Origin of the sequence: Burkholderia sp. AU19243 (assembly GCF_018148075.1) — a bacterium.
Lineage (GTDB): Bacteria > Pseudomonadota > Gammaproteobacteria > Burkholderiales > Burkholderiaceae > Burkholderia > Burkholderia latens_A.
In genome coordinates, this window is the sequence record NZ_JAGSTV010000019.1 from 64,532 (window position 1) to 89,991 (window position 25,460).

General features: G+C 68.4%; 30 protein-coding genes, 1 other RNA gene and 1 riboswitch. Of the genes, 14 read left to right on the top strand and 17 right to left on the bottom strand.

Annotated elements, in window-relative coordinates; all coding sequences use genetic code 11:
- Positions 1-1,092, bottom strand: coding sequence for an LPS export ABC transporter permease LptF (lptF, locus tag KDW55_RS26330; RefSeq protein WP_069241658.1), 1,092 nt, complete (start codon positions 1,090-1,092; stop codon positions 1-3).
- 122 nt (positions 1,093-1,214) lie between these two features.
- Here lptF and KDW55_RS26335 point away from each other — a divergent pair, with 122 nt between their 5' ends.
- From KDW55_RS26335 to KDW55_RS26345, 3 genes are read left to right on the top strand one after another with little or no spacing between them, the layout of a single operon-like run.
- Positions 1,215-2,726, top strand: coding sequence for a leucyl aminopeptidase (locus KDW55_RS26335; protein WP_040141471.1), 1,512 nt, complete (start codon positions 1,215-1,217; stop codon positions 2,724-2,726).
- Positions 2,727-2,760: 34 nt separating this feature from the next.
- Complete coding sequence (locus KDW55_RS26340) at positions 2,761-3,177, top strand: DNA polymerase III subunit chi (RefSeq protein ID WP_040141470.1); 417 nt, start codon at positions 2,761-2,763, stop codon at positions 3,175-3,177.
- A gap of 25 nt (positions 3,178-3,202) precedes the next feature.
- Positions 3,203-3,952 (top strand): DUF2486 family protein, encoded by a 750-nt coding sequence (locus KDW55_RS26345; protein WP_212161568.1) that lies wholly within the window; start codon positions 3,203-3,205, stop codon positions 3,950-3,952.
- Positions 3,953-4,095: 143 nt separating this feature from the next.
- On the opposite strand, the gene KDW55_RS26350 is transcribed toward KDW55_RS26345, so the two are convergent.
- Complete coding sequence (locus KDW55_RS26350) at positions 4,096-4,425, bottom strand: c-type cytochrome (protein ID WP_069241655.1); 330 nt, start codon at positions 4,423-4,425, stop codon at positions 4,096-4,098.
- Positions 4,426-4,550: 125 nt separating this feature from the next.
- Complete coding sequence (ilvD, locus tag KDW55_RS26355; RefSeq protein ID WP_212161569.1) at positions 4,551-6,224, bottom strand: dihydroxy-acid dehydratase; 1,674 nt, start codon at positions 6,222-6,224, stop codon at positions 4,551-4,553.
- 135 nt (positions 6,225-6,359) lie between these two features.
- Between ilvD and KDW55_RS26360 the strand changes: the two genes are divergently transcribed.
- Complete coding sequence (locus KDW55_RS26360; RefSeq protein WP_040141466.1) at positions 6,360-7,277, top strand: LysR family transcriptional regulator; 918 nt, start codon at positions 6,360-6,362, stop codon at positions 7,275-7,277.
- A gap of 110 nt (positions 7,278-7,387) precedes the next feature.
- On the top strand, positions 7,388-8,278 hold the full coding sequence (lgt, locus tag KDW55_RS26365; protein ID WP_040141464.1) for a prolipoprotein diacylglyceryl transferase: 891 nt from the start codon (positions 7,388-7,390) through the stop codon (positions 8,276-8,278).
- A gap of 151 nt (positions 8,279-8,429) precedes the next feature.
- Here lgt and KDW55_RS26370 read toward each other — a convergent pair whose 3' ends face one another.
- The 6 genes from KDW55_RS26370 to KDW55_RS26395 all read right to left on the bottom strand — a co-directional run bounded on the left by KDW55_RS26370 (position 8,430) and on the right by KDW55_RS26395 (position 11,710).
- Entirely contained in the window at positions 8,430-9,170 is a 741-nt protein-coding gene (locus KDW55_RS26370; protein ID WP_040141462.1) for an SIMPL domain-containing protein, read from the bottom strand.
- Positions 9,171-9,375: 205 nt separating this feature from the next.
- Entirely contained in the window at positions 9,376-9,837 is a 462-nt protein-coding gene (locus KDW55_RS26375; RefSeq protein ID WP_212161570.1) for an EVE domain-containing protein, read from the bottom strand.
- 69 nt (positions 9,838-9,906) lie between these two features.
- A non-coding RNA gene (gene ssrS / locus KDW55_RS26380) (6S RNA) lies at positions 9,907-10,088 on the bottom strand.
- 80 nt (positions 10,089-10,168) lie between these two features.
- A complete protein-coding gene (locus tag KDW55_RS26385; RefSeq protein WP_040141458.1) occupies positions 10,169-10,483 on the bottom strand; it encodes a cell division protein ZapA in 315 nt (104 codons plus the stop codon).
- Positions 10,480-10,830, bottom strand: a complete 351-nt coding sequence (locus KDW55_RS26390) for an ATPase (RefSeq protein ID WP_069241652.1) — start codon at positions 10,828-10,830, stop codon at positions 10,480-10,482. The genes KDW55_RS26385 and KDW55_RS26390 overlap by 4 nt, the downstream gene beginning before the upstream one ends.
- 165 nt (positions 10,831-10,995) lie before the next feature.
- Positions 10,996-11,247: riboswitch (cobalamin riboswitch) on the top strand.
- A gap of 55 nt (positions 11,248-11,302) precedes the next feature.
- The gene (locus KDW55_RS26395) at positions 11,303-11,710 is read right to left on the bottom strand and encodes a hypothetical protein (protein WP_212161572.1); all 408 of its coding nucleotides are present in this window, start codon (positions 11,708-11,710) and stop codon (positions 11,303-11,305) included.
- 84 nt (positions 11,711-11,794) lie between these two features.
- On the opposite strand from KDW55_RS26395, the gene KDW55_RS26400 reads away from it, so the two are divergent.
- Genes KDW55_RS26400 through cobC form a run of 5 tightly spaced genes read left to right on the top strand, consistent with a single transcriptional unit; the run spans position 11,795 to position 16,045 of the window.
- Complete coding sequence (locus tag KDW55_RS26400) at positions 11,795-12,796, top strand: iron ABC transporter permease (RefSeq protein ID WP_212161573.1); 1,002 nt, start codon at positions 11,795-11,797, stop codon at positions 12,794-12,796.
- Complete coding sequence (locus KDW55_RS26405) at positions 12,793-13,593, top strand: ABC transporter ATP-binding protein (protein WP_069241650.1); 801 nt, start codon at positions 12,793-12,795, stop codon at positions 13,591-13,593. Before KDW55_RS26400 ends, KDW55_RS26405 begins: the two co-directional genes overlap by 4 nt.
- A gap of 52 nt (positions 13,594-13,645) precedes the next feature.
- Positions 13,646-14,710, top strand: a complete 1,065-nt coding sequence (cobT, locus tag KDW55_RS26410; protein WP_069241649.1) for a nicotinate-nucleotide--dimethylbenzimidazole phosphoribosyltransferase — start codon at positions 13,646-13,648, stop codon at positions 14,708-14,710.
- Positions 14,700-15,476, top strand: coding sequence for an adenosylcobinamide-GDP ribazoletransferase (locus KDW55_RS26415; protein WP_040141446.1), 777 nt, complete (start codon positions 14,700-14,702; stop codon positions 15,474-15,476). Before cobT ends, KDW55_RS26415 begins: the two co-directional genes overlap by 11 nt.
- Positions 15,461-16,045 carry an alpha-ribazole phosphatase gene (gene cobC, locus KDW55_RS26420; protein ID WP_212161574.1) on the top strand — a complete coding sequence of 195 codons (585 nt, stop codon included), beginning with the start codon at positions 15,461-15,463 and terminating at the stop codon, positions 16,043-16,045. Before KDW55_RS26415 ends, cobC begins: the two co-directional genes overlap by 16 nt.
- A gap of 42 nt (positions 16,046-16,087) precedes the next feature.
- Here the strand turns inward: cobC and KDW55_RS26425 are convergent, their stop codons facing one another.
- From KDW55_RS26425 to cobU, 4 genes are read right to left on the bottom strand one after another with little or no spacing between them, the layout of a single operon-like run.
- Complete coding sequence (locus KDW55_RS26425; RefSeq protein ID WP_059548849.1) at positions 16,088-17,005, bottom strand: cobalamin-binding protein; 918 nt, start codon at positions 17,003-17,005, stop codon at positions 16,088-16,090.
- Complete coding sequence (gene cobD, locus KDW55_RS26430) at positions 17,002-18,021, bottom strand: threonine-phosphate decarboxylase CobD (RefSeq protein ID WP_069241647.1); 1,020 nt, start codon at positions 18,019-18,021, stop codon at positions 17,002-17,004. Before cobD ends, KDW55_RS26425 begins: the two co-directional genes overlap by 4 nt.
- Positions 18,014-18,958, bottom strand: a complete 945-nt coding sequence (gene cbiB / locus KDW55_RS26435) for an adenosylcobinamide-phosphate synthase CbiB (protein ID WP_059548809.1) — start codon at positions 18,956-18,958, stop codon at positions 18,014-18,016. The genes cobD and cbiB overlap by 8 nt, the downstream gene beginning before the upstream one ends.
- Positions 18,952-19,512: a bifunctional adenosylcobinamide kinase/adenosylcobinamide-phosphate guanylyltransferase gene (cobU, locus tag KDW55_RS26440; RefSeq protein WP_069241646.1), complete on the bottom strand. Its 561-nt coding sequence runs from the start codon at positions 19,510-19,512 to the stop codon at positions 18,952-18,954. Before cobU ends, cbiB begins: the two co-directional genes overlap by 7 nt.
- 74 nt (positions 19,513-19,586) lie before the next feature.
- On the opposite strand from cobU, the gene KDW55_RS26445 reads away from it, so the two are divergent.
- The 4 genes from KDW55_RS26445 (at position 19,587) to KDW55_RS26460 (ending at position 22,682) form a co-directional block, all read left to right on the top strand.
- Positions 19,587-21,089, top strand: a complete 1,503-nt coding sequence (locus KDW55_RS26445) for a cobyric acid synthase (protein ID WP_212161576.1) — start codon at positions 19,587-19,589, stop codon at positions 21,087-21,089.
- 82 nt (positions 21,090-21,171) lie between these two features.
- Entirely contained in the window at positions 21,172-21,309 is a 138-nt protein-coding gene (locus tag KDW55_RS26450; protein ID WP_167432646.1) for a hypothetical protein, read from the top strand.
- 171 nt (positions 21,310-21,480) lie between these two features.
- Positions 21,481-21,894 (top strand): DoxX family protein, encoded by a 414-nt coding sequence (locus KDW55_RS26455; protein WP_040141430.1) that lies wholly within the window; start codon positions 21,481-21,483, stop codon positions 21,892-21,894.
- Between the two features lie 128 nt (positions 21,895-22,022).
- Complete coding sequence (locus KDW55_RS26460; protein ID WP_040141428.1) at positions 22,023-22,682, top strand: ParA family protein; 660 nt, start codon at positions 22,023-22,025, stop codon at positions 22,680-22,682.
- Between the two features lie 169 nt (positions 22,683-22,851).
- Here the strand turns inward: KDW55_RS26460 and panD are convergent, their stop codons facing one another.
- The 4 genes from panD to KDW55_RS26480 all read right to left on the bottom strand — a co-directional run bounded on the left by panD (position 22,852) and on the right by KDW55_RS26480 (position 25,438).
- On the bottom strand, positions 22,852-23,238 hold the full coding sequence (gene panD, locus KDW55_RS26465; protein ID WP_040141426.1) for an aspartate 1-decarboxylase: 387 nt from the start codon (positions 23,236-23,238) through the stop codon (positions 22,852-22,854).
- Between the two features lie 40 nt (positions 23,239-23,278).
- Complete coding sequence (gene panC, locus KDW55_RS26470) at positions 23,279-24,118, bottom strand: pantoate--beta-alanine ligase (RefSeq protein WP_040141424.1); 840 nt, start codon at positions 24,116-24,118, stop codon at positions 23,279-23,281.
- Between the two features lie 254 nt (positions 24,119-24,372).
- The gene (locus KDW55_RS26475; protein WP_040141422.1) at positions 24,373-25,245 is read right to left on the bottom strand and encodes a ScpA family protein; all 873 of its coding nucleotides are present in this window, start codon (positions 25,243-25,245) and stop codon (positions 24,373-24,375) included.
- 4 nt (positions 25,246-25,249) lie between these two features.
- On the bottom strand, positions 25,250-25,438 hold the full coding sequence (locus KDW55_RS26480; protein ID WP_212198081.1) for a DUF3460 family protein: 189 nt from the start codon (positions 25,436-25,438) through the stop codon (positions 25,250-25,252).
- Positions 25,439-25,460: the final 22 nt, after the last annotated feature.

Here is a 25,460-nt window from a genome sequence, read left to right on the forward strand (position 1 = left end):
TCATGCTCCCGAGCGGCCGAACAGCGCGCGTGTAAACAGCGGACGATTGCGGACCCGCAACCAGAAAATGAACGCGACGATCGCCGCGACGATCACGTGCAGGCCGACGAGGCCGACGCCGAACGACATCTTGCCCTGTTCGATTTGCGCCTGCACGACGTTCAGCAGATTCGAATAGGTCAGGTAGATCAGCACGGCCATCACGAGGTTGATGGTACGGCTGCGGCGCGGGTTCTGGTACGACAGTGGAATGCCGAGCACCATCAGGTTGATCGCGATCAGCGGCAGCCCCGCGCGCCATGCGAATTCGGCGAGATTGTTGCGCGTCGGATCGCGCAGCAGGTCCGGCGTCGACGTGCTGTTGGTGGTCGGCACGTTGGTGACCGGCGTGCTCGTGATCTTCACGCCGTAGCGCTGGAATTCCATGATTTTGAAGTTCGGCTGGCCGGGCGTGCCGTCATAGCGGCGGCCGTCTTCCAGCACGACGAAACGGTCTCCGTCGCGCGTCTCGGTATGGCCCGTATGCGACACGACGACGTTGACCTTGCCGTTCTCGGTCGACGTGACGAACACGTTCTGGACCTTGCTCTGGTCCGGCGACATCTTTTCGATGAAGAACACGCGATGGTTCGACGCCGATTCGCGGAACTGGCCGGGCGCAAGCAGCGAGATTTCGTCGCGCTGCTGGAAGCGCGCCTTGATCATCTTGCTTTGCTGGTTCGACCACGGCCAGCCGACGAACGCGAAGAATGCGATCAGCAGGACGATCGGCGTCGCGAACACGCCGATCGGCTTGATCAGGCGCGTGAGGCTTACGCCCGACGCGAGCCAGACCACCATTTCGGAGTCCCGGTACCACCGGGTCAGCACGAACAGGATCGACACGAACAGCGTGACGACGAGCATCACGGCCAGATAGCCGATCACGGTCAGGCCGATCAGCACGAGCACGTCGCGCGGATCGATTTCGCCGGACGCGGCATAGCCGACGATGCGGATCATCATCGTCGTGAGCATGATCGTGAGCAGCACCATGAACACGGCGCCAGCCGTATACGCAAGCTCGCGCTGGAGGGAGCGTTCGAAGATCATTCTTGATGAGAAGAGGGCGGGAGGCTGCGCACGCGTGGTGGAGCGCTCGCGCCGCCACGGGAAAAATAGCGGATAATTGCGGCTTTCATCCTTAGCCCAGATTTTATCCGAGGACAAGCGCGATGGACTTTAGCATAAAAGGCTGTGATTGGAGCAAAGGCGAGGCCAAGGGGTTCCTGACCGGGAAGTCCGATTGCATCGTGCTCGGCATCTTTGAGGCGCAGACGCTCTCCGGTGCGGCGCTCGACATCGACACGGCGACCAAGGGGCTCATCTCGCGCGTGGTGAAGGCCGGCGACATGGACGGCAAGCGCGGCAAGACGCTGTTCCTGCATGAAGTGTCGGGCATCGGCGCATCGCGCGTGCTGCTGGTCGGCCTCGGCAAGCAGGATGCTTTCAATCAGAAAGCCTATAACGATGCGGTCACGGCCGCATGGCGCGCGCTGCTGGCGACCAAGGTCGTCCAGGTCACGTTCTCGCTCGCGCAACTGCCGGTCGACGAGCGCAGCTCCGACTGGGGCGTGCGCGCCGCGATCCTCGCGCTGCGCAACGAGACGTACCGCTTCACGCAGATGAAGAGCAAGCCGGAACCGGCGTCGCACACGCTCAAGCGCGTCGTGTTCAGCGTCGACCCGGCGGACGAAAAGGCTGCGAAGGTTGCGATCAAGCAGGCCGTCGCGCTCGCGAACGGGATGGACCTCACGCGCGACCTCGGCAACCTGCCCGGCAACGTGTGCACGCCGACCTATCTCGGCAACACCGCGAAGAAGATCGCGAAGGATTGGGGCCTGAAGGCCGAGGTGCTCGGGCTGAAGCAGATCCAGGCGCTGAAGATGGGTTCGTTCCTGTCGGTCGCGCGCGCGTCGGTCGAGCCGCCGCAGTTCATCGTGCTGCACTACCAGGGCGCTGGCGCGAAGGCCGCGCCGATCGTACTGGTCGGCAAGGGCATCACGTTCGACACGGGCGGCATCTCGCTGAAGCCGGGCGAGGGCATGGACGAAATGAAGTACGACATGTGCGGCGCCGGTTCGGTGCTCGGCACGATGCGTGCGGTCGCCGAAATGGGCCTGAAGATCAACGTCGTCGCGATCGTGCCGACCTGCGAGAACATGCCGGGCGGCAACGCGACGAAGCCGGGCGACATTGTCACCAGCATGAAGGGGCTGACGATCGAGGTGCTGAACACCGATGCCGAAGGCCGCCTGATCCTGTGCGACGCGCTCACATATGCGGAACGCTTCAAGCCGGCAGCCGTGATCGACGTCGCGACGCTGACGGGTGCGTGCGTGATCGCGCTCGGCGCGCACAACAGCGGCCTGTTCTCGAAGGACGATGCGCTCGCGGGCGAACTGCTCGACGCATCGCGCGAAGCGAACGATCCGGCGTGGCGCATGCCGCTCGACGACGAATACCAGGAACAGCTGAAGTCGAATTTCGCGGACATCGCGAACATCGGCGGTCGTCCGGCCGGCGCCGTTACGGCCGCGTGCTTCCTGTCGCGCTTCACCGAGAGCTACCCGTGGGCGCACCTGGACATCGCGGGCACCGCGTGGAAGGGCGGCGCGGCGAAGGGGGCGACGGGACGTCCGGTGCCGCTGCTCGCGCAGTTCCTGATCGACCGCGCCGGCCAGTGATGGAGGCAGTCAAGACGATGCGGGCAAGCGGGCAATGACGCGAATCGATTTCCATTCGAACGTCGGCGATTCGCTTGCGTATGCATGCCGGCTGCTGCGCAAGGCCTATCAGGCAGGGCAGCCGGTCGTCGTGCTCGCGGAGCCCGCGCGCCTGCGCGCGCTGGACGAGCGGCTGTGGACGTTCTCGCCGCTGGATTTCATCCCGCACTGCAGCGTCGACAGCGCGCACGCGGCGAGCACGCCGATCGTGCTGACGACGGACCTCGCCCAGGCGCCGCATCATCACGTACTGCTGAACCTGGGCGCGACCGTGCCCGCGCAGTTCGCACGCTTCGAGCGCCTGCTCGAAGTGGTGGGCAATGCGCCGGACGAACTTGCCGCGGGCCGCGATCGCTACCGCTTTTACCGCGATCGCGGCTACGCGCTGAACAATTACAAGCAGGGCGGCTAGCCGAAACCGTCGACGGAGCGCACCCGTGACACAACCCGAATCCCCTTCGATCCCGACGCTGACCGACGTGCTCGTGCCGGGCAAGCCGGTGCCGGCGCCGGCGCGTTCGGACGCGGCCGATGCGCCGCCGCGTGACGATGCCGCCATTCCGGTGCTGACCGATGTGGTTACGTCGGGCCTTGCGACCCGCGTGTCCGCCGGATTCCCACACGTACGAACGGACCCCGAATTCGTCGTGGTCGAGCCGGTCCCGACGCCGGAAGTGCCGGCCATCGAATTGCCGGGCGATAGCGACGCGCCGGCGCAGCCGGGTGCGGCCGGGCACGTCGTCGCGCACGAACCGGCGTCCGCGCTGGCGCCGCTGCGGTCCGTGCTCGGCGCCGAGGATCTGCAACCGCCCGGTATGAGCGCGGCGCCGGCAGATGACGACGCGATGCTGCACCGGGAAACCACGCCGGCTGCCGGCGCGCTCGTCACTGATCATCTCGCCGGCGGTGTGTCACGGGCGGCTGCGCCCGCAGCCGCGGTGCTGACGCCGGAAGATGCGCAGCACATCGCCGAGCGTCTGCGCAATCGGCTCACGAACTATCTGACCGGCGAAGGGCGCGACGCTATCGAAGCCCGCTGCCGCGACGCGCTGCACGACCATACGGCCTGGCTTGTCGGCCAGATCACGCGCGAGGTGGCGCTGGCACTTGAAACCGAAGTGATGGAGTGGGTTCGCGACGCGGTCGATGAAGAGATCGCGCGCCGCCGGACCGGTCATTCGGGCTGACGTCTGCCGCCGCCGCGTGTGGGCGAACCGCACGCGCGGGTTCCGTCCGCATCGGCGATGTCGGCGCGATGCGCCAACAATGAAGTGCGTCGAGCGGTGCGCGGCGAACGGCGACGCGTACTGGCGCGCAGCTCGTTAACGGCTCAGTGCAGCGACATCACCCACTGCGCGAGCGTATGCGCTTCGGCGCTCGTCAATTGCGTGTTGGCGGGCATCGGCACGCCGCCCCATACGCCCACACTGCCCCTGACGATCGATTGCGCAAGGTAATCGACGGCGTCGGCGCGCATCGCGTACTTGCCGGCGATGTCGTGGAACGACGGGCCCATCAACGGCTTGCCGACCGCATGGCATGCCATGCAGTTTTTGCGCTGCGCGAGCGCGACCCCGTCGCCGGCCAGGTCGGCATGCGCGGCGGTCGCGCTGCCGGTCAGCAGCGCGACGAGCAGCGCGCGCAATATCGTCTGTTTCATGCGGTTCTCCGCCGGCGGGGACGGCCGGCTTCACGGTCCGCGCATTATAAGAGCAAAGGGAACCGCCGTTCTGCGCGTTTCCGCCGCGGCGGTCCGCAATGGGGTCATATACCCTGGGATGCTCGTCAACCGGTGACCGCGCCCTTGTTCGCCGGCCGCGCGAGCGCCGCGTATTTCGCGAGCACGCCGCGCGTGTAGCGCGGGGCCGGCTGCTTCCACGCGGCGCCGCGGCGCGCGAGCTCAGTGTCGTCGACGTTCAGCTGCAGCACGAGCCGATGCGCGTCGATCGTAATCGAATCGCCTTCCTGCACGAGCGCGATCGTGCCGCCGACGAACGCTTCGGGCGCGACGTGGCCGACGACCATGCCCCACGTGCCGCCCGAGAAGCGGCCGTCCGTGATGAACCCGACCGACTCGCCGAGCCCCTTGCCGATGATCGCCGAAGTGGGCGCGAGCATTTCCGGCATCCCGGGCCCGCCCTGCGGCCCGAGATAGCGCAACACCAGCACGTCGCCGGCGCGGATTTTGTCGCCGAGGATCGCGTCCATCGCGCTTTGCTCGTCGTCGAATACGCGCGCCGGGCCGGTAATCACCGGGTTCTTCAGGCCGGTGATCTTCGCGACCGCGCCGTCTTCGGCGAGATTGCCCTTCAGGATCGCGAGATGGCCTTCGTTGTACAGCGCGCGATCGATCGGGAAGATCACGCTCTGATCCGCGCGCGGCACGCCCGGCACGTCCTTCAGTTCGTCGGCGATCGTGCGGCCGGTGATCGTCATGCAGTCGCCGTGCAGCAGCCCCGCGTCAAGCAGGATCCGCAGCACCTGCGGGATGCCGCCGGCGCGGTGGAGATCGGTCGCGACGTACTGGCCCGACGGCTTCAGATCGCAGATCACCGGTACGCGTTTGCGGATGCGCTCGAAGTCGTCGATCGACCAGTCGACCTCGGCCGCATGCGCGATCGCGAGATAGTGCAGCACCGCGTTGGTCGAGCCGCCGGTCGCCATGATCAGCGACACCGCGTTCTCGATCGACTCCTTCGTGATGATGTCGCGCGGCTTCAGGTCGCGCTTCACGGCCTCGACCAGCACGCGCGCCGATTCGGCGGCCGAGTCGACCTTCTCCTGATCGGGGTTCGCCATCGTCGACGAATACATCAGCGACATGCCGAGCGCTTCGAACGACGAGCTCATCGTATTCGCGGTGTACATGCCGCCGCATGATCCGGACGTCGGGCATGCGTTCTTCTCGACCCCTTCAAAATCCTCCTGGGACATCCGGCCGGCAGTAAACTCGCCGACCGCCTCGAACGACGACACGATCGTCAGGTCGCGGCCCTTCCAGAGTCCCGGGCGGATCGTGCCGCCGTACACGTAGATGCCCGGCACGTTCAGACGCGCGAGCGCGATCATCCCGCCCGGCATGTTTTTGTCGCAGCCGCCGACTACCACTACGCCGTCCATCCACTGGCCCTGCACGCAGGTCTCGATGCAGTCGGCGATCACTTCGCGCGAGACGAGCGAGTATTTCATCCCTTCCGTGCCCATCGACATGCCGTCCGAGATCGTCGGTGTGCCGAAGATCTGCGGGTTCGCGCCGGCCGCCTTCACGGCCGCGACGGCCGCGTCCGACAGCCGCTGCAAGCCGGAATTGCACGGCGTGATCGTCGAGTGGCCGTTCGCGATGCCGATCATCGGTTTGTCGAAATCCTCCTTCTGATAGCCGAGCGCGTAGTACATCGAGCGATTCGGCGAACGGGCCACGCCTTGCGTGATGTTTCGAGAGCGGCGGTTGTACGGCATGGGGAGCTCCATCGTTGTTTGAGCGACGCCGGCGCGCAGGCGCGCCGGATGGATCGATCAAGAATGGAGTTTTCGTTATCGGATGTCCAATATATTATTTCTCGCTTATTAAGTCGTTTTCCGAATGAGTAATACATGGCCGACCCGACGCCCGACCTGCGCCAGTGGCGCTATTTCGTGACGGTTGCCGACGAGCGCCACTTCGGCCGCGCGGCCGAGCGATTGTCGATGACGCAGCCGCCGCTGTCGCAGGCGATCCGCGCGCTGGAGGACGCGCTCGGCGTCGCGCTGTTCGCGCGCACCAAGCGCTCGGTCGCGCTGACGGCGGTGGGCGCCGCGCTGCTGCCCGACGTGCGCCGGCTGCTCGCGTCGGCCGACGCGCTGCCGCCGCTCGCGCGGCGTCTCGCGCGCGGCGAGGCGGGCTCGCTGTCGCTCGCGTTCGTGTCGACCGCCGATTACGGGCTGCTGCCGTCGCTGCTGCGCGCGTTCGGCGCGCGGTATCCGCAGGTGCGGCTGCAGCTCGCGGAGGCGACGAGCGACGTCCAGATCGACGAACTCGTCGCGGGCCGTATCGACGCGGGGCTCGTGATTCCGCCGGTGCCGCCGCGCCACGCGGCCGGGCTGTCGTATCTGCCGGTGGTGCGCGAGCCGCTGGTGGTCGCGATGCCGGCCGCCGCCGCGCCCGACGTGCCCGAAACCGAGCCCGTGCATCTGGCCGACCTGGCCGCGCTGCCGCTCGTCATCTTCCCGCGTCGTTTGGCGCCCGGCTTTTATGACATCATTACGGGCTGCTACGGCGCGGCGGGGGAAACCCCGCGCATCGGCCAGGAGGCGATCCAGATGCAGACGATCGTCAGCCTCGTATCGGCCGGCATGGGTGTCGCACTGGTGCCGCAGTCGCTGCGTAACCTGCGGCGCACCGGCGTGGTCTACCGGCCGCTGGCCGGGCACGCACCGGTCGTCGAGACGGGCCTCGTGTGGCGCACCGGCGACGTGAGCCCCGTGCTCGCGGGCTTCATCGACGTCGTGCGCGCGCAGGCCGTGACCGCGTGATGCGGACCGCGGCCGGCCGCGGCGCGAACGATGGCACGCCGGCGCCGTCCAATGCGCGGTGCGGCGCAGTGCGAGCGCCGTACCGCATTCGAAAACTTCATCGCTAACCCATGATCATTCACCCGAATTTCGACCCCGTAGCGATCCATCTCGGCCCGCTGGCCGTGCGCTGGTACGGCCTCATGTATCTCGTCGGTTTCATTGCGGCGATCGTCGTCGGCCGAATCCGCCTGAAGCTGCCGCATGTCGCGGCGCAGGGCTGGACCGTGAAGGACATCGACGACATGATGTTCTACGGCGTGCTCGGCACCGTGCTCGGCGGCCGGCTCGGCTATGTGCTGTTCTACAAGGCCGACTTCTACCTCTCGCACCCGCTCGACGTGTTCAAGGTGTGGGAGGGCGGGATGTCGTTTCACGGCGGCTTCCTCGGCGTCACGCTCGCGATGGTGCTGTTCGCGTGGCAGCGCAAGCGCCACTGGCTGCAGGTCACCGATTTCGTCGCGCCGATGGTGCCGACCGGGCTTGCGGCAGGGCGGCTCGGCAACTTCATCAACGGGGAGCTGTGGGGCCGTGTGACCGATCCGGGCGCACCGTGGGCGATGCTGTTCCCGGGCGCGATGCGCGACGACGCCGCGTGGCTGCCGAAGCATCCGGCGCTCGTCGAGAAGTGGCATCTGGCCGATGTGTTCATGCAGTACCAGATGCTGCCGCGCCATCCTTCGCAGCTCTATGAAATCGCACTCGAAGGCATTGCGCTGTTCTTCGTGCTGTTCTTCTTCGCGCGCAAGCCGCGGCCGATGGGCGCGGTGTCCGCGTTGTTCCTGATCGGCTACGGGCTCGCGCGTTTCACCGTCGAATTCGCGCGCGAACCGGACGACTTCCTGGGCCTGCTCGCACTTGGCCTGTCGATGGGGCAGTGGCTGTCGCTGCCGATGATCGTCGCGGGCATCGCGTTGCTCGTATGGGCGTATCGCCGCCGCACGGTGAACGCGGTGGCGTAATGCCGCCGCATGATGCGCAGCGGTTTGCGTTGCCGGATGACGCGTTGCCGATGCGCACATGCCGTGTCCGTCGCGAGCGTTGACTCGCAAACAAAAACGCCGGCCCGAGGGCCGGCGTTTTCACATCGGGCGCGCGACGGCGCGATGCGCGTTACTTCATCTGCACCGAACCGTTGACGGTCACCGACACGGTTGCCTTGCCGCCTTCGACCGAGATCGGTGCGCTCATCTTCGCGCTGTCCATCGGCGCCGCGGCCATTGCCATCATCCGCGTGTACGGCTGCACGTTGCGGCCGCCGCCAACATTCACGTCGCGAATCGAGTAGCTGCTGTAGCCGAACGCCTTCGCGGCTTCGTCGGCGCGTGCGCGGAACGATTTGATCGCCTCCGTCGTGAGTTTTTGCTCGGCCGCGCGCTGCGCTTCCGGCGACAGCGAGAATTCGACGTTCGCGACCTGCATCTGGCTCGACAGTTGCCCCGCGAGCTTCGACGCCGCCGCGAAATCGCGCGATTCGAGCACGACTTCGGTCCGGCCGCGCCACGCGGAGATTTTCCCGTCGCGATCGGTGCTCGGATACACGGAGAACGCGCCGGTGTGCGCGGACACGCCCGACGCACCCTTCGCCTGCGCGAGCGCCGCGTCGGCGCGCTGGTTCAGCGCGGCCGTCAGGCTGCCCGGGTCCTTCGCTTGCTGCTCGTAGAACAGCGTGATGTGGATGATGTCCTGCGGCACGTCGGCGCTCGCCTGCGACGACAGCGACAGCACGCCGGCCGGCTCCGGGAAATGCGGGTTCGCGGTCTGCGCATGCGCGGCCGGCGATGCGAGGGTCAGTGCGACAGGCACGGCGGCGGCGAGGGCGAGCGACAGCGCGAGTGCGGATTTCTTGGTCATTGTTGGACTCCTTGTGCGAGGGCGCGCACGCGGATCACGCGTGCGCGACGCGGGCGTGCCGCGCGACGAAAAAACAGCCGCCTGCCCGATCGGGCGACAGCGGTTGCTTAGGCTGCACGAACGTGCCGGGAGTTCCGTGGTGGCGGCGCGGCTTGACCGGATTTGACGTTCGGCGTGCGGTTTGGCCTGCGCGTACTGCGTGCGCTTACTTCATCAACTTTTCGGTGATGAAGCGCCATTCCGCGCGCGTGACCGGCGTGATCGACAGCCGGTTGCCGCGCGCGAGCACGCGCATGTCCGCGAGTTCATCGTGTTCGCGCAGCACCGCGAGCGGCACGAGCGGAGACTTTTTCACGAAGCGCACGTCGACGAGCAGCCAGCGCGGTGCTTCCTGCGTCGACTTCGGATCGTAGTACGGGCTTTTCGGATCGAACTGCGTTGGATCGGGGTATGGCATCGACGAGACTTCGGCGAGGCCCGCGATGCCCGGTTCGGGGCAGCTCGAGTGATAGAACAGCACGCCGTCGCCGATCTTCATCGTGTCGCGCATGAAATTGCGCGCCTGATAATTACGCACGCCCGTCCATGGCAGCGATTGCTGCGGCGCATGCGCGAGATCGTCGATGCTTGCTTCGTCCGGTTCGGACTTCATCAGCCAGTATTGCATGGATCGTAATCGACGCAGAAAGGGCTGTTGCAAAAGGAAACGGCATCGGGAGTTCCCGATGCCGTTGAATAGGCCCCCGCCTTGGCCGCTAGGCCGGCATCCTGAACCTGAGGTTCAGAATTGGTCGCAGTTAGCAGCACTTCGGGTACATCAGACAGAGTGACGCGCGCGCCCGTGCTACAAATTTCCGCAACCGTGCACATGGCATTGGTTCAAGGAATATATGACCTTGGCGAACCAGGCAGGGAAGCTGACTGAACTGTGTTTCGTTGCGCCAATTTGACCACCGTTGATCGCCGAGATCAAGGGGAATCGACGCATCGATCAAACGTTACTGCGCTTCGTGCTGTGCGAGCACCGCGCCGAGCTGTTCGTTCATCTGGTGCATTGTACGACGGATTTCTTCGGCCGGAAATGCTTCACCGTGCCGCACGCTCGTTTGCAGTCGCAGCAATTCGGACGCGAGCGACAGCGCGGCCATTACTGCGATGCGATCGGTGCCGCGCACCGAGCTGTTCGCGCGGATCTTCGACATTTCGGCATCGACGCGCGCGACGGCCTCGAGCAGCGCCGCTTCGGTTTCAGCCGAACAGGCGAGCCGATACGGCTGACCGAGAATCGAGACTTCGATCTGCTTGGTGCTCATGCATGTTCTCCGTGGCTGGCCGCGTCGTCGCTATCCGGGCGCGCCTGCGCATCGAGCAGGTCGAGCTGGTTGTCGGCTTGCTCCGCGCTCTTCGTGCGCGGCAGCTTTTCGAGAATCGCGTTCAGCTTGACCTGCGCGTCGTCGATCTTCGCCGACAGCGCGTCGCGCTCGGCCGCAAGCGCATTGCGTTCGTCGCGCAGCTGCTCGAGCTCCGCGCGGACCGTGTCCGCTTCCGCGCGCATTTGCGCGACCTGCTCCTCGAGCGCGAGCCGTTCCGAGTGATAGCGCTTGTTCAGCGAGATCAGACGGCCAATATTTTGAGATAAGGTTTCGAGTTCGTTGAGCATCTGCTGCGTCCTCTAAAGACCCAGCATTTTAGCGCGGAATAACGCGCATTCCGACATCTGTAACGTTTCCAGTCGTAACACCCCCGCTTCTTGCTGCGAATATGCATGCCCGGCATGCGCTGCGCATGCGTTTTGACGCTTTCTTGACGCTCGCGCAGCCCGCTCCTAAACTGGCGCCGCATCGGTGCTCGCGCGCGTGTCGCGCGGTTAAACGGGAAGCAGGGCGCGTGCTCCGCCAGGAGATCGCCAACCTGCGCTGCCCCCGCAACGGTAAGCGGCCGCGTCGTATGACGCAGGCCGGCTCGGGCGCGTTTCGCGTGCAGGTTCGCACGCGGGCGCGGGCCACTGCGCGTGCGCGCGGGAAGGCGAGCCGGTCCGTCGCCAGCCCGGATACCGGCCGATGCGGGAAGCCTGCAGGGCTTCATGACGCGTGGCCCGCGGGGAAGCGGGGCGCGCAGTGCTCCACGAGATTTCACTTCGATGCTGACCCCAATCGCGCGCGCAGCGCCTCCAGTGCGCCGCCGCGTGCCGCTCGCCGCGGTCCCCGCGCGGACTGCTGCGGCTGCCGCTTCGTGCGCAGCGGCGCCGACGCCGGCGGTCGCAGCGCACGGATCGACTGCGCGGCGCACCGGCGCGTATCAGGCAGGGCGAGCCATGCGTGCAGCAGTATCGAGCGCGCCAAAGGACCGCGCAGGCGCGGCGCCGGTCGACCCGGTACGGCGGCTTCCACTATATTGCGCAGATTGCCGGCCGCGCGACGTTGCGCTGCGAAGCAAACACCAACGTCGGCCGTGTCGCGCGACGGCATCGCCGCGTTACGGTTCCCGGTGCGCGCATCAACAACCCGTTCAACGAGGATGACGAGCTTGCGTATGCCCATTACACGCGGTCGCGCGACGCCCATGTCCGGCCGGGCCGGCGACGAGCCTGAGCGTCGCACGTCATGCACCGCGCCGTGCAGCGCATGAGCGCCGCGCGCGCCGCGGCGATCTGGGCCGTGCTGGCGGCCGTGGTCGCGCTGCTGTTCGTGGCTTCGCTGTCGATCGGCAGCGTGCCGATGTCGCCCTGGCAGGCGCTCGCCTCGCTCGTTCCGCACGGCGGCGCAGACGTGCTGTTTGCCGACATCGTGCGCACACTGCGATTGCCGCGTGCGCTCGCGGGTTTTGCGTGCGGCGCGCTGCTCGCGTTGGCCGGTGCGCTGCTGCAGGTGCTGCTGCGCAATCCGCTCGCGGAGCCGTACGTGCTCGGCGTATCGGGTGGCGCGGCCGGTTTCGCGCTCGTCGCGATGATCGCGGGCGCCGCGTGGTGGGTCGTCGACGCATGCGCGTTCACCGGCGCGCTGGTGTCGGTCGCGCTCGTGCTCGGGCTCGCGCGCCGCGAGCTGTGGCGCGGCGATTCGCGCGACGCATCGCCGCGGCTGCTGCTGACGGGCGTCGTGATCGCGGCCGGGTGGGGCGCGCTCGTCACGCTGCTGCTGTCGCTCGCGCCCGATGCGCGGCTGCGGGGAATCATCTTCTGGCTGACGGGCGATCTGAACGGCGTGACGACGCCATGGTTCGCGTGGGGCGCGCTGTTGCTGGCCGCATGCGTCGCGCTGCCGGCAGCGCCGCAACTGAACGTGCTGCTGCGCGGCGACGCGACCGCGCTCGCGCTCGGCGTGCCGGTCGCGCGCTTGCGCGTGCAGATCTACCTCGTCGCGTCGCTCGCGGCCGCGGCCGCGGTGACGACGGCCGGTACGATCGGCTTTGTCGGCCTCGTCGTCCCGCACGCGCTGCGGCTGGCATTCGGCAACGATCAGCGGATGCTGCTGCCCGCAGCGATGCTGGCGGGCGGCGGCGGCGTGATGGCATCTGACCTGCTCGCGCGCACTGCGATCGCGCCCGCGCAATTGCCGGTCGGCGTGATGACCGCGCTCGTCGGCGTGCCGGTGTTCCTGTGGATGTTGCTGAGGAGGCCGATGCGATGACGCAAGCCGCCTGCGACGTCCGTTGTGCAGCGGTCGACCTGACGCTCAAGGCCGGCGAGCGGATGCTGCTCGACGGTTTCACGCACGCGTTCCGGCCTGCCGAGATCTGGTGTGTCGCAGGGCCGAACGGTGCCGGCAAGACGACGCTGCTCGCGACGCTCGCAGGCTTGCAGCGGCCGGCCGGCGGCCACGTCGAGATCGACGGTCGGCCGCTCGCCGACTGGCCGGCCGGCGCGCTCGCGCGGCGCCGGGCGCTGATGCCGCAGCAATTGCACGACGCGTTCAGCGCGACCGTATTCGACACGGTGTTGCTCAACCGCTTCCCGTATCTCGGCGGGTGGGGCTGGGAGCGCGACGACGACCGCGCGGCCGCGCGCGACGCACTCGCCACGTTCGGACTGAACGCGCTCGCGTCGCGCGACGTGCTCTCTCTGTCGGGCGGCGAGCGGCAGCGCGTCGCGCTTGCCGCGACGCTGTGTCAGGACGCGCCGCTGATGCTGCTCGACGAACCGCTCGCCCATCTCGATCTCCATCACCAGATCGACGCGCTGACCGCGCTGACCGAGTGGCTCGGCGCGGGCGCGCGCACGGTGCTGTTCTCATGCCACGACCTGAATCTCGCGCGGCGTTTCGCCACGCACGCGCTGCTGCTCGACGGCCGCGGCCATGCGTGGGCCGGCCCCGTGCACGACGTGCTGACGCCCGCGCGCGCGAGCGACGCGTTCGGCTATCCGATCGTGCTGATCCGCGAGAACGGCCGCGACGCGCTGCTGCCCGCGTGGCCGCAGCGACGATGAACCTTCTTCCTTCGATCCGCGGCGCCGGCCGCGCCAACGAGGCAACCTTACGATGACGAACCCGACCGCCCAGACCGACTTCCCGCCTGCGATCGCCCCGCTGGACGACGCGCTGCGCCGGCGCCTGCAGCATGTGATCGATCACAAGACCAAGCCGCCCGGCAGTCTCGGCCAGCTCGAGTCGCTCGCGCTGCAACTGGGCCTGATCCAGCGTACCGAGCGGCCGCAGGTGCTGCGTCCCGTGACGATCGTGTTTGCCGGCGACCACGGGATCGCGGCCGAGGGCGTGAGTCCGTATCCGCAGTCGGTCACCGCGCAGATGGTCGCGAACTTCCTGGCCGGCGGCGCGGCGATCAACGCGTTTTCCGGCGTCGCGCAGAGCGTGCTCGAAATCGTCGATGCGGGCGTCGCGTCGCCGCTGCCGGTGTCCGACCGGCTCGTGTCGTTGCCGGTCGCGCGCGGCACGCGCAACTTTGCAGCCGAACCTGCGATGACGCACGAAGAAGCGCACGCGGCGCTCGCCGCCGGCGCGGCGCGCGTGCGCGTGCACGCGTCGCTCGGCACGAACGTGATCGGCTTCGGCGAAATGGGAATCGCGAACACGTCGTCGGCCGCGTGCCTGATGAGCCGTCTGCTCGACGTGCCGATCGATGCGTGTGTCGGCCGCGGCACGGGCCTCGACGATCAGGGTCTCGCGCACAAGCGCGCGGTGCTCGGACGCGCGCTCGTACGGCATTCGCATGCGATCGCGCCGCTCGACGTGCTCGCGACGTTCGGCGGCTTCGAGATCGCGATGATGACGGGCGCGTATCTCGCGGCCGCGAGCGAACGGATGACGATTCTCGTCGACGGCTTCATCGCGACGGCTGCGCTGCTCGTCGCGGAGCGCATTGCGCCCGGCGTGCGCGACTACTGCGTGTTCTCGCATACGTCGCACGAAGCCGGGCACCGGCGCATGCTCGAGTATTTCGGCGCAAAGCCGCTGCTCGCACTCGACCTGCGGCTCGGCGAAGGCACCGGCGCCGCGCTCGCGCTGCCGCTCGTGCGCGCGGCAGCCGCATTCCTCGCCGAGATGGCGAGCTTCGAATCCGCAGGCGTCGACAACCGTGACGCCTGAGCGCGCACGCGGCCCACGCGCGGAGCTGCGCTACTTCTTCGTCGCGCTCGGCTATTTCACGCGCGTGCCGGTGCCGCGCTCGATCGGCCATGCGGCTGGCGACCTCGACCAGGCCGCGCGCTACTTCCCGCTGGTTGGCGCATGCGTCGGCGCGTGGGGTGCGCTCGTCTATCTGGTCGCGCTGCGCGTGCTGCCGGCGTCGATCGCGGTCGGGCTGTCGATGGCCGCGACGTTGCTTGCGACCGGCGCGTTCCACGAGGACGGCCTCGCCGACAGCTGCGATGCGTTCGGCGGCGGCTATACACGCGACGACGTGCTGCGGATCATGCACGACTCGCGGATCGGCACCTTCGGTGCGGTGGCGCTCGTGGTGACGCTCGGCCTCAAGTGGCAGGCACTTGCGTCCATGCTGCCGCTGCGTGCCGCGTGGACGATGATCGCCGCGCATGCGGCGAGCCGCGCGGCGGCGGTGAGCCTGCTGATGTCGCTCGACTACGTGCGCCCAGAGGGCAAGGCGAAGCCGGTCGCGCAGCGCATGGGCGCGCGCGCGGCGTGGGCCGCGGCCGCATTCGGGCTGCCATGGCTGTTCTGGCCGGACTGGCGCGCGGGGCTCGCGGCCTTTGTCGCGCTCGTGCTCGTGCGTGCATGGGCCGCGCGCTATTTCATGAAACGGATCGGCGGCTATACAGGTGACTGTCTCGGCTTCGCGCAGCAACTGAGCGAACTGGCGATCTACCTCGTGGTGCTCGGATGGATCTCGTCCTGATTCGTCATCCGGCCGTCGATGTCGAACGCGGCATTTGCTACGGCCGCAGCGACGTGCCGCTCGCCGCATCGGCCGACATCGGCGCGCAGCACGTGCGCGAGCGTGTCGCGACGCTCGGGGCGCCGTTGCCCCGGCACATCTGGACGAGTCCGCTGACGCGCTGCGCATCGGTCGCCGAACGGCTCGCGCACGCGTTCGGCGTGCCGCTGCGGCATGACGCAGGCTGGCAGGAAATGGACTTCGGCGCGTGGGAACTTCAACGCTGGGACGATATCGGCCGCGCCGCGCTCGACGCATGGGCCGCCGATCTGATGCATGCGTGCGCGCACGGTGGCGAGAGCGTGGCGCGATTCGCCGCACGAGTGGCGCGCGCGGCCGACGAGGTCGTGCTGGCCGGCACGCCGCAATGGGCAGTGACGCACGCCGGCGTGATCCGCGCGTTCGCGTCGCACGCGCTGCGCGTGCCGCTCGATACGCTGCTGGCGCGACCGGTGCCGACCGGCGGTGTCGTGTGGTTGCGGCTGGACGATGCGTCACGCTCGTGGAAAGTCGAGCACTGGGACGAGTAGGCGCTCGTGCACGCCGCGCAACAGTGTTGGAGAAGCCGGAAATCAGCGTGCGGGCCGTCTCGCGCGCGCGGCGTCCAGATCCTCGCACAGCGCGGCCGCGCCTTGCGCGATTCGCGGCGACGGCCGCGTCAGCAGGTCGCCGTCGATCGCGAACAGGTTGTTGCGTGCAACGGCCGTCAGCGCGGGCCACGCACGCCAGCGTGCGAGACTCGGCAGTGGGGCATCCGAGCGCGTCGCACCGGCGGCGGTCGTGACGATCGCTTCCGGATTCGCCGCGAGCACGGCTTCGTCGGTGACGGCCGGCGCGAGCGGCTTCAGCGCTGCGAACACGTTGCGGCCGCCGCACAGCGCAATGACGTCGTTGAACAGATGCGCGCCGTTGAGCGTCGTCAGCGGCCGGTCCCATACCTGGAAGAACATCGTGACGGGCGGCCGCGCGGAATAGCGTGCGCGCAGCGCCGCGATGTCTCGCGAGAACGAGGCGGCCGCCACATCGGCTGCCGGCCCCGTGCCGAGCAGCGTGCCGAGCCGGCGCAGCGACGTCGCCACGTCGTCGAGATGCTTCGGTTCGCTGAAGAACAGCGGGATCTGCAGCGCGCGCAGCGCGTCGGTCTGCCGCTCGGCATTGCCGTGCCGCCATACGACGATCAGATCGGGCTTCAGCGCGGCGATTCGTTCGAGGTCGAGCGCCTTGTTGTCGCCGACGCGCGGCACCGCCTGCGCTGCGGGCGGATAGTCGCTGTACGTGACCGTGCCGACCAGTTTCGCGCCGCCGCCGGCCGCATAGATCAGTTCGGTCGCGTGCGGCGCAAGGCTGATCACGCGTTGCGCGGGAGCGGCGAGCGTCACTGTGTTGCCGGCATCGTCACGGGCCGCGACGTCCGCGCGCGCGAGCGGTGCGTGCGCGAGTGCGGCCAGCATCGCCAGCGCCGGCAGGCGGCCGAGCGGGGCGCGGCTCATGCGGATGCCGGCTGCAGCGCCGTCATGCATTGCGTGAGCGCGTCGGCGAAGCGCTGCCATTCGGCTTCGTTGCCGGGCAGGCCGATGCGGATGCTCGACCGCTGCGCGAAGTGCCGTGTCCAGATGCCGTGCGCGGCAAGCGCTGCATGCAGTGCGGCGGCACGCGCGTCGTCGGTCCAGCTGAAGAGCGGCGTCGCGCGCACCGCGAAGCCATGTGCGCGCAGCAACGCGGCGAGGCGTTCGCCGTCGGCGGTGAGCCGTTCGCGGGCGGCGGCCTGCCATGCGCGGTCCGCGAACGCGGCGGCAACCGCATGGCGCGCGGGCCCGCTGACGGTCCACGCACCGAGCACGTCGCGCAGTGCCGCGATCGACGCGGGATGCGCGAGCACGAAGCCCGCGCGGATGCCGGCAAGGCCGAAGAACTTGCCGACCGAGCGAAGCACCACGAGGCCGGGACGATCAACGTATTGCGCAAGCGATGGTGCGGTGCCGGTATCCGCGAATGCCTCGTCGACGATCAGCGTGCCGCCGCGTGCGGACAGCTGCGCATGCCAGCAGAGCAGCCGTTCGACCGGCACGAATTCGGCGGTCGGATTGTTCGGGTTCCCGACGATCACGTGACGCAGCGTGGCGGGCAACGCGTCCACGCCGATGTCGAGCGCGACGACGCGATGGCCACGACGCGCGAATGCCGGCGCGTACTCGCCATACGCGAGCGGCGCGACACCGGCGTCGCCGGTCGGCAGCAGCGCGGGCAGCGCGCGGATTGCGGCCTGGCTGCCGGCGACCGGCAGCACGTGCTCGGCATCCGGCGCGCCGTAGTAACCGGCCGCGCACGCGGCGAGCGCGTCGCCGTCGTCCGGCAGCCGGCGCCATGCATCGGCCGGGACCGGCGGCACCGGATAGCCGACCGGATTGATGCCGGTCGACAGGTCGAGCCATGCGTCGTATGGAATGCCGTGGCGGCGCGCTGCTTCGTGCAGGTTGCCGCCGTGTGGAATGCGTGCGTCAGACATGATGAGTAGCGAGGACGAGTGCGCCGCCCGCGACGAGCAGCGCAAGCCACAGCGCGAGCGTGCGCGTGACGAGCGACAGCGCGGCGACGACGTGCACGGCCGTCGCCGTCGCGCCGGTGCCGAGCACGGGACGATCTTCGATCTCGCCGTGATAGACGGCCGGGCCGCCGAGCTGCACGTTCAGGCTGCCGGCGCCGGCGGCCATCACGGGGCCGGCGTTCGGGCTGTCCCAGTGGCGCGCTTGCGTGCGCCAGCAGCGCCACGCGGCGGCCGTGTCGCCGAGCAGTGCGTAGCTCGCGGCGGTGGCGCGCGCGGGAATCCAGTTGAGCGCGTCGTCGAGACGCGCGGCCGCCCAACCGAACGTCAGGAAGCGCGGCGTGCGGTAGCCCCACATCGCATCGAGCGTGTTCGCGAGCCGGAACAGCAGCGCGCCCGGGCCGCCTGCGACGACGAACCAGAACAGTGCGCCGAAGATCGCGTCGTTGCCGTTCTCGAGCGCCGATTCGACGGCCGCGCGCGATAGCGCGCCTTCGTCGGCCTCGCTCGTGTCGCGGGACACGATGCGCGCGGTGAGCGCGCGTGCGGCATCGAGATCGCGCCGCAGCAGCGCGGCGGCGATCGGCGTGACGTGATCGGCGAGGCTTCTCGCGCCGAGCGCAAACCACAGCAGCGCGACGTGCAACGCGGCGGCGAGCGGCCACGGCAGCACCGCAGCGAGCCACGCGGCGACGGCCACCGGGGGCGCGACGGCGGCGAGCCATGCGGCGACGCCGGCCGCACGGCCGTGCCGACCCGTGTTCAATGCACCTTCGACGCGCGCGGCGAGCCGGCCGAATGCGACGAGCGGATGCCAGCCGGCCGGTTCGCCAAGCACGCGATCGACGATCGCGGCCGCGACCGCGAGCATCGCGACGAGCGGCAGCGACAGCATCAGCATGACGGCGCTCCGTCCTTGAGTTCGAGCGGCAGTCCCGCCACGAGCAGCGTCACGCGGGTCGCGAGCGCTGCGATGCGCTGGTTCAGGCGTCCGAGCTCGTCGACGTAGCGGCGCGTGACCGATCCGAGCGGCACGACGCCGAGCCCGATTTCGTTGCTGACGACGATCACCTTCGCGCGGGCGTGGCGCAGCGCGTGTTCGAGTCGCTCGACCTGCGCGGCGTACTGCGCGTCGTCGAGCGGTTCGCCGTCGAGTGGACACAGCAGGTTCGTGAGCCACAGCGTCAGGCAGTCGACGAGCAGGCATGCGCGCGGATCGTCGAGCCGCACGAGCGTGGCGGCGAGATCGACGGGCGCATCGGCGAAACCCCAGTCGGCCGGCCGGCGCGCGCGGTGATGCGCGATGCGCCGTTCGAATTCGGCATCGGCCGTGCTCGACGCCGCGGTCGCGATATAGGTGACGGGGCGGCCGCAGTCGGCGGCGAGCCGCTCGGCATGCGCGCTCTTGCCCGAGCGTGCACCGCCGAGGACGAAGGTGAGGTCGTGCGGAATCATCGCGTGATTGTAACGGCGCGGGCGTCGCACGCGGGCGATAATGCGGCCTTCGCTTCGCCACGACTCTCCATACGATGAACGCACCCGAACCGCGGCCGCGCGGCACGTTGATGATCCAGGGCACGACGTCCGATGCGGGCAAGAGCACGCTCGTCGCGGGCTTGTGCCGCCTCGCGCGCCGCGCCGGTGCGCGCGTCGCGCCGTTCAAGCCGCAGAACATGGCGCTCAACAGCGCGGTGACGGCCGACGGCGGCGAGATCGGCCGCGCGCAGGCGCTGCAGGCATTGGCCGCGGGTGTCGCGCCGCATACCGACTTCAACCCGGTGCTGCTGAAGCCGACCAGCGACCGCGGTGCGCAAGTGATCATCCACGGCAAGGCGCGCATGAACCTCGACGCGCGCGCGTATCACGATTACAAGCCCGTCGCGTTCGACGCGGTGCTCGAGTCGTACGCGCGGCTGCGCGCCGGCTACGACACGGTGCTCGTCGAAGGCGCGGGCAGCCCGGCCGAGATCAATCTGCGCGAAGGAGACATCGCGAACATGGGCTTCGCCGAACGCGTCGACTGCCCGGTCGTGCTGGTGGCGGACATCGATCGCGGCGGCGTGTTCGCGCATCTGGTCGGCACGCTCGCGTGCCTGTCGGACAGCGAGCGTGCGCGCGTGCGCGGCTTCGTGATCAACCGCTTTCGTGGCGACATCAGGTTGCTGGAACCGGGGCTCGACTGGCTGCGGGCGCAGACCGGCAAGCCCGTGTTCGGCGTGCTGCCGTACCTGCACGGGCTGCTGCTCGACGCCGAGGACATGCTGCCGTCGCAGGCGCGCAGCGCGGCCGTGCGCGGCGACGCCGGCGTGCTGCGCGTCGTCGTGCCCGCGCTGCCGCGCATCAGCAACCACACTGATTTCGATCCGCTGCGCGCGCATCCGCAGGTGGAGTTCACTTACTGGAAGAGCGGCCCGGTGCCGGACGCCGACCTGCTGATCCTGCCCGGCTCCAAGAGCGTGCAGCGCGATCTCGCGTGGCTGCGAGGCGCGGGCTGGGACACGGTGATCCGCCGCCACCTGCGCTACGGAGGCAAGGTGATCGGCATTTGTGGCGGGATGCAGATGCTCGGCCGCACCCTCGACGATCCGCTCGGCCTCGAAGGCGCGCCCGGCAGCGTGCCGGGGCTCGGGCTGCTCGAATTCGACACGACGCTGCAACCGCACAAGACGCTGAAGAACGTGAGCGGGCGGCTCGCATTGCCCGGTGCGGCCGCCGTGCAAGGCTACGAGATTCACATGGGCGACACGCGCGGGCCGGCGCTTGCGGCACCCGCGCTCGAACTGGCCGCCGACGATGCGCAGGGCGGCACGCGCTCCGACGGCGCGATTTCCGCCGACGGGCAGATCCTTGCGACCTACGTGCACGGTCTGTTCGACGCGGCCGACGCGTGCGCGGCGCTGCTTGCATGGGCGGGGCTCGACGGCGCGGCGCGCATCGACTACCCGGCGCTGCGCGAGGCGTCGCTGGAGCGGCTGGCCGATTCGTTCGCCGAACACCTCGACCTGCGCGCGCTGTACGCCGAATTTCGTTGACCGACGGCGCGCCGGCTCTGGCATTTTGCGGCGAATCGCGTACAACTTAGAGGGGCGGAGGTCCGCCCGAAGGAGCGCGACGATGAAGGGTCGATGGTGGTTGAGCGTGCTGCTCGCGGCGCTGCTGGGCGCATCCGCGGCGGCGCATGCGTGCGATTCGTACGCGCCTGGCGGCGGCGCAGGCTCGGGCGGTGCCGCACAAGGCAAGAGCGGCGGTTGAAAGACATCCCGGCCGACACATACCGGATACAAGGGCATGATCGATCATGCCCTTTTTTATCCATCGATTCGTTCTCCATGGGAATCAGTTAAAGCCGTTCAGCGCGTTTATTGGCGGATTCGATTCGAATACAGTGCGGTCCATTCCCCTCCACTCACGAAGGAATCCGCCATGAACCCCAACCGCCTGAACGATCTTGGCGCGACGCTGTTGCGCGTCGCGCTCGGCGTGCTGTATCTCGCGCACGTTGCGCAGAAGGTGTTCGTCTTCACGCTGCCGGGCACCGCGCAGTTCTTCGCGTCGATCGGCCTGCCCGGCTGGCTCGCGTACGTGACGACCGTCGTCGAACTGGCCGGCGGGCTTGCGCTGCTCGCGGGTTTCCGCGTGCGCACCGCCGCGCTGGTGCTGCTGCCGTTCATGCTCGGCGCGGTGTCCGCGCATCTGCCGAACGGCTGGGGCTTCGCATCGCCGCACGGCGGCTGGGAGTATCCGGCGTTCTGGGCTGTCACGCTGGCCGTGCAGGCGCTGCTGGGCGGCGGAGCATTTGCGCTCGGCGCCCCGCGCGTCGCGGCGCGAACCGCCTAAACGGGGCGGGCATCGGCGCCACCCGTTCCGGTGACCCCCGGTTTGCCGATATCATCGCTCCCTGTATCCGCAATCGAGCGGCGCGTGCCAACCGCGGCACGCGCCGCGCGGCTTTTTCGGGGGAATTCATGACGGTGATCGTGGTGGCGAATCCGAAGGGCGGCGTGGGGAAGAGCACGCTGTCCACCAATCTTGCCGGCTATTTCGCGGCGCAGGGCGCGTGGGTGGCGCTCGCCGATCTGGACCGGCAGCAGTCTGCGCATGCATGGCTCGATCTGCGGCCCGCAGGCCTGCCGGCGATCGAGGCATGGGATCTCGATCCGGACGCGCCGTCGAAGCCGCCGCGCGGCCTCGAATATGCGGTGATCGACACGCCGGCCGGCCTGCACGGCAACCGGCTCAACGTCGCACTGCAACTCGCGGACAAGGTGATCGTGCCGCTGCAGCCGTCGATGTTCGATATTCTCGCGACACAGCAGTTTCTCGAGCGGCTCGCCGCCGAAAAGGCCGTGCGCAAGGGCAGCGTCGAGATCGGGATCGTCGGGATGCGGGTCGATGCGCGCACGCGTTCGTCCGACCAGTTGCACCGTTTCGTCGAAGGGCTCGGACTGCCGGTGCTCGGCTACGTGCGAGACACGCAGAACTACGTGCAGATCGCCGCGCACGGCCTGACACTGTGGGACGTCGCGAAGAGCCGCGTCGAGAAGGATCTCGAACAATGGCGGCCGATCGTCGAGTGGGCCGAGCGCCGTGCGCCGAAGGCGGAGAAGGCCGCGAAGGCGTCCTGACCCGCGCCGCGCGCCGGCGGGTTGTGTGAAACGACGAAGGGCCTGATCCGGCATCGCGCCGGATCAGGCCCTTCGTACGTATGCGGCGCCTCGGGGTTGGCCCGCGCGAGCGTGCGGGGCGCCATGGCAACACCCGGCGCGTGTCGCGACACGCGGCCGGGCGCGCGGATCAGCTCCAGCTCTGCGTCGGCACGTGATCGCGGTGGCCCTTGATCTTGTTGCCTTCGTCGATGAACACGAGCTTCGGCTTCCAGCCGGCCTGCAGTTCGGCTTCGTCGACCATCGCGAACGCCGCGATGATCACGAGATCGCCCAACTGCGCGCGGCGTGCAGCCGAGCCGTTCAGCGAGATCATCCCGCTGCCGCGTTCGCCCTTGATCGCATACGTCGAGAAGCGCTCGCCGTTGTTGATGTTCCAGATGTCGATCCGTTCGTTTTCGATGAGACCGGCCGCTTCGAGCAGATCTTCGTCGATCGCGCACGAGCCTTCGTAGTGCAGCTCGCAGTGCGTGACGGCCGCGCGGTGGATCTTCGATTTGAGCATGTGGCGCTGCATGGTATCTCCGTGATGCGTGACTGGCGAAGGTGGCCCGCCGTCAGATTTCCAGGTTGTCGATCAGGCGCGTCGCACCGAGTTTCGCGGCCGCGAGCACGACGAGCGGCTCGCCGGCTTCAAGTTCGGCGGCGCTCGGCGCGAGCAGGTTCGCGCGGCGGCGGATCGCGATGTAGTCGGGCGCCCAGCCACGCTCGGTCAGGTGCGTGCGCGCGTGCTGCTCGAGCTTGCCGAGGTCGCGTTCGCCGCCAAGCACGCTGTCGCGCACGCGCTGCAGCGTTTTCGCGAGTTCGGGCGCTTCCTTGCGCTCGTCGGTGCCCAGGTAGCGGTTGCGCGACGACAGCGCGAGACCGTCCTCGTCGCGCACGGTCTCGGCCGCGACGATGTCGACCGGCAGCGCGAGCTGCTGGCACATCCGGCGCACGATCATCAGCTGCTGGTAATCCTTCTTGCCGAACACGGCGACGCGCGGCTGCACGCACGACATCAGCTTCGTGACGACCGTGCACACACCGGCGAAGAAGCCCGGCCGAAACTCGCCCTCAAGAATCCCGCCGAGATCGTCGGGCGGCAGCACGCGGTACTCCTGCGGCTCCGGATACATGTCGCGCTCGGTCGGCGCGAACAGCACGTAGACGTTTTCCTTCTGCAGCTTCTCGATGTCGTCCTGCAGCGTACGCGGATACTTGTCGAAATCCTCGTTCGGGCCGAATTGCAGGCGGTTGACGAAGATGCTCGCCACGACCGGGTCGCCGTGCTGGCGCGCGAGGCGCATCAGCGACAGGTGACCTTCGTGCAGGTTGCCCATCGTCGGCACGAACGCCGTGCGGTTCTGGCCGCGCAACTGGTCGCGCAGTTCCTGGATCGAGCTGATGACTTTCATGATCGGGTAGCGGGTTCCTCGCGCGAGGCGCGCGTTGGCGCCGCAACAGCGGCGTCGGGGTCGAAGCGGAGAACGCCGGCGCGCGGGCGGCGCATCGGGCGTCGGCGGATTGTAGAGGATTTGGCCGCCGCACGCATCGAAAATGGAACGATCGTTCACTTTTTACTCGAGCGTGCCGCGACCGGGCGCGCAGGCGCCGTGGCAAGCGACCAGTGCACGCAGGCGGGTTCGGGAGACGCCGGGGGCGGCGCGCGTTACGCGGGCAGGTAGGCGAGCCGGACGTAGATCGGCGCGAACGGCTCGGCCTGCGTGATCTCGACAAGCGATTCGCGCGCAAGCTCGAGCATCGCGATGAAATTCACGACGACGACCGGCACGCCGCGCGACGTGTCGAAGAGATCGGCGAACTCCATGAAGCGCGCGTTCTGCAGCCGGCGCAGGATCAGGCTCATGTGCTCGCGCACCGACAGTTCCTCGCGGGAAATCTTGTGGTGCTGGACGAGCTTTGCGCGCTTGAGCACGTCGGCCCACGCGGCGCGCAGGTCGTCCGAGTTCACGTCCGGAAAGCGCGGCGTGATGCTCTGTTCGATGTAGACCTCGGCGCGCAGGAAGTCGCGGCCGAGTTGCGGCAACTGGTCGAGGCGCTGCGCGGCGAGCTTCATCTGCTCGTATTCGAGCAGGCGGCGCACCAGTTCCGCGCGCGGATCCTCGGCTTCCTCGCCGGTGTCGGCCTTCTTGACCGGCAGCAGCATGCGCGACTTGATCTCGATCAGCATCGCGGCCATCAGCAGGTATTCGGCAGCCAGCTCGAGGTTCGACGTACGGATCTGGTCGACATAGCCGAGATATTGCGCGGTCACCTGCGCCATCGGGATGTCGAGCACGTTGAAGTTCTGCTTGCGGATCAGGTACAGCAGCAGGTCGAGCGGGCCCTCGAACGTCTCGAGGAACACCTCGAGCGCATCGGGCGGGATGTAGAGATCCTGCGGGAGCTTGAAGAGCGGCTCGCCGTACAGGCGAGCGAACGCCGCGACACCGTCGACCGTGTCGGGCGTCGAGTCGGCGCCCGCGGGCGCGGCGATCGCGTCGTCCTGCCGGGCGGCGCTGCCCTCGTCGGCGGCGCTCACGTCGTCAGAAGTTCTGGTAATAGACGTAGGGCGTTTGCTTCACGCGCGATTCCTGCTGCTCGGCGCGCTCGTTGAGGTCGATCGGCTGCTTGTCCCACAGCAGGGAACGGCCCTTGCGTTGCTCTTCTTCGAGCGTCGGCTTCTGTTGCTTGAGCTGGTTCAGGAACTGCGTGACGTCGGACTGGTACGGCATGGCTTGTCTTTCCGTTTCGGGC

What these genes read in the sequence shown, in the direction of transcription:
- lptF (WP_069241658.1), bottom strand. Translation starts at nt 1,092, where the DNA reads ATGATCTTCGAACGCTCCCTCCAGCGCGAGCTTGCGTATACGGCTGGC.
- KDW55_RS26335 (WP_040141471.1), top strand. Translation starts at nt 1,215, where the DNA reads ATGGACTTTAGCATAAAAGGCTGTGATTGGAGCAAAGGCGAGGCCAAG.
- KDW55_RS26340 (WP_040141470.1), top strand. Translation starts at nt 2,761, where the DNA reads ATGACGCGAATCGATTTCCATTCGAACGTCGGCGATTCGCTTGCGTAT.
- KDW55_RS26350 (WP_069241655.1), bottom strand. Translation starts at nt 4,425, where the DNA reads ATGAAACAGACGATATTGCGCGCGCTGCTCGTCGCGCTGCTGACCGGC.
- ilvD (WP_212161569.1), bottom strand. Translation starts at nt 6,224, where the DNA reads ATGCCGTACAACCGCCGCTCTCGAAACATCACGCAAGGCGTGGCCCGT.
- KDW55_RS26360 (WP_040141466.1), top strand. Translation starts at nt 6,360, where the DNA reads ATGGCCGACCCGACGCCCGACCTGCGCCAGTGGCGCTATTTCGTGACG.
- lgt (WP_040141464.1), top strand. Translation starts at nt 7,388, where the DNA reads ATGATCATTCACCCGAATTTCGACCCCGTAGCGATCCATCTCGGCCCG.
- KDW55_RS26370 (WP_040141462.1), bottom strand. Translation starts at nt 9,170, where the DNA reads ATGACCAAGAAATCCGCACTCGCGCTGTCGCTCGCCCTCGCCGCCGCC.
- KDW55_RS26375 (WP_212161570.1), bottom strand. Translation starts at nt 9,837, where the DNA reads ATGCAATACTGGCTGATGAAGTCCGAACCGGACGAAGCAAGCATCGAC.
- KDW55_RS26385 (WP_040141458.1), bottom strand. Translation starts at nt 10,483, where the DNA reads ATGAGCACCAAGCAGATCGAAGTCTCGATTCTCGGTCAGCCGTATCGG.
- KDW55_RS26390 (WP_069241652.1), bottom strand. Translation starts at nt 10,830, where the DNA reads ATGCTCAACGAACTCGAAACCTTATCTCAAAATATTGGCCGTCTGATC.
- KDW55_RS26395 (WP_212161572.1), bottom strand. Translation starts at nt 11,710, where the DNA reads ATGGGCATACGCAAGCTCGTCATCCTCGTTGAACGGGTTGTTGATGCG.
- KDW55_RS26400 (WP_212161573.1), top strand. Translation starts at nt 11,795, where the DNA reads ATGAGCGCCGCGCGCGCCGCGGCGATCTGGGCCGTGCTGGCGGCCGTG.
- KDW55_RS26405 (WP_069241650.1), top strand. Translation starts at nt 12,793, where the DNA reads ATGACGCAAGCCGCCTGCGACGTCCGTTGTGCAGCGGTCGACCTGACG.
- cobT (WP_069241649.1), top strand. Translation starts at nt 13,646, where the DNA reads ATGACGAACCCGACCGCCCAGACCGACTTCCCGCCTGCGATCGCCCCG.
- cobC (WP_212161574.1), top strand. Translation starts at nt 15,461, where the DNA reads ATGGATCTCGTCCTGATTCGTCATCCGGCCGTCGATGTCGAACGCGGC.
- KDW55_RS26425 (WP_059548849.1), bottom strand. Translation starts at nt 17,005, where the DNA reads ATGAGCCGCGCCCCGCTCGGCCGCCTGCCGGCGCTGGCGATGCTGGCC.
- cobD (WP_069241647.1), bottom strand. Translation starts at nt 18,021, where the DNA reads ATGTCTGACGCACGCATTCCACACGGCGGCAACCTGCACGAAGCAGCG.
- cbiB (WP_059548809.1), bottom strand. Translation starts at nt 18,958, where the DNA reads ATGCTGATGCTGTCGCTGCCGCTCGTCGCGATGCTCGCGGTCGCGGCC.
- cobU (WP_069241646.1), bottom strand. Translation starts at nt 19,512, where the DNA reads ATGATTCCGCACGACCTCACCTTCGTCCTCGGCGGTGCACGCTCGGGC.
- KDW55_RS26445 (WP_212161576.1), top strand. Translation starts at nt 19,587, where the DNA reads ATGAACGCACCCGAACCGCGGCCGCGCGGCACGTTGATGATCCAGGGC.
- KDW55_RS26450 (WP_167432646.1), top strand. Translation starts at nt 21,172, where the DNA reads ATGAAGGGTCGATGGTGGTTGAGCGTGCTGCTCGCGGCGCTGCTGGGC.
- KDW55_RS26455 (WP_040141430.1), top strand. Translation starts at nt 21,481, where the DNA reads ATGAACCCCAACCGCCTGAACGATCTTGGCGCGACGCTGTTGCGCGTC.
- KDW55_RS26460 (WP_040141428.1), top strand. Translation starts at nt 22,023, where the DNA reads ATGACGGTGATCGTGGTGGCGAATCCGAAGGGCGGCGTGGGGAAGAGC.
- panD (WP_040141426.1), bottom strand. Translation starts at nt 23,238, where the DNA reads ATGCAGCGCCACATGCTCAAATCGAAGATCCACCGCGCGGCCGTCACG.
- panC (WP_040141424.1), bottom strand. Translation starts at nt 24,118, where the DNA reads ATGAAAGTCATCAGCTCGATCCAGGAACTGCGCGACCAGTTGCGCGGC.
- KDW55_RS26480 (WP_212198081.1), bottom strand. Translation starts at nt 25,438, where the DNA reads ATGCCGTACCAGTCCGACGTCACGCAGTTCCTGAACCAGCTCAAGCAA.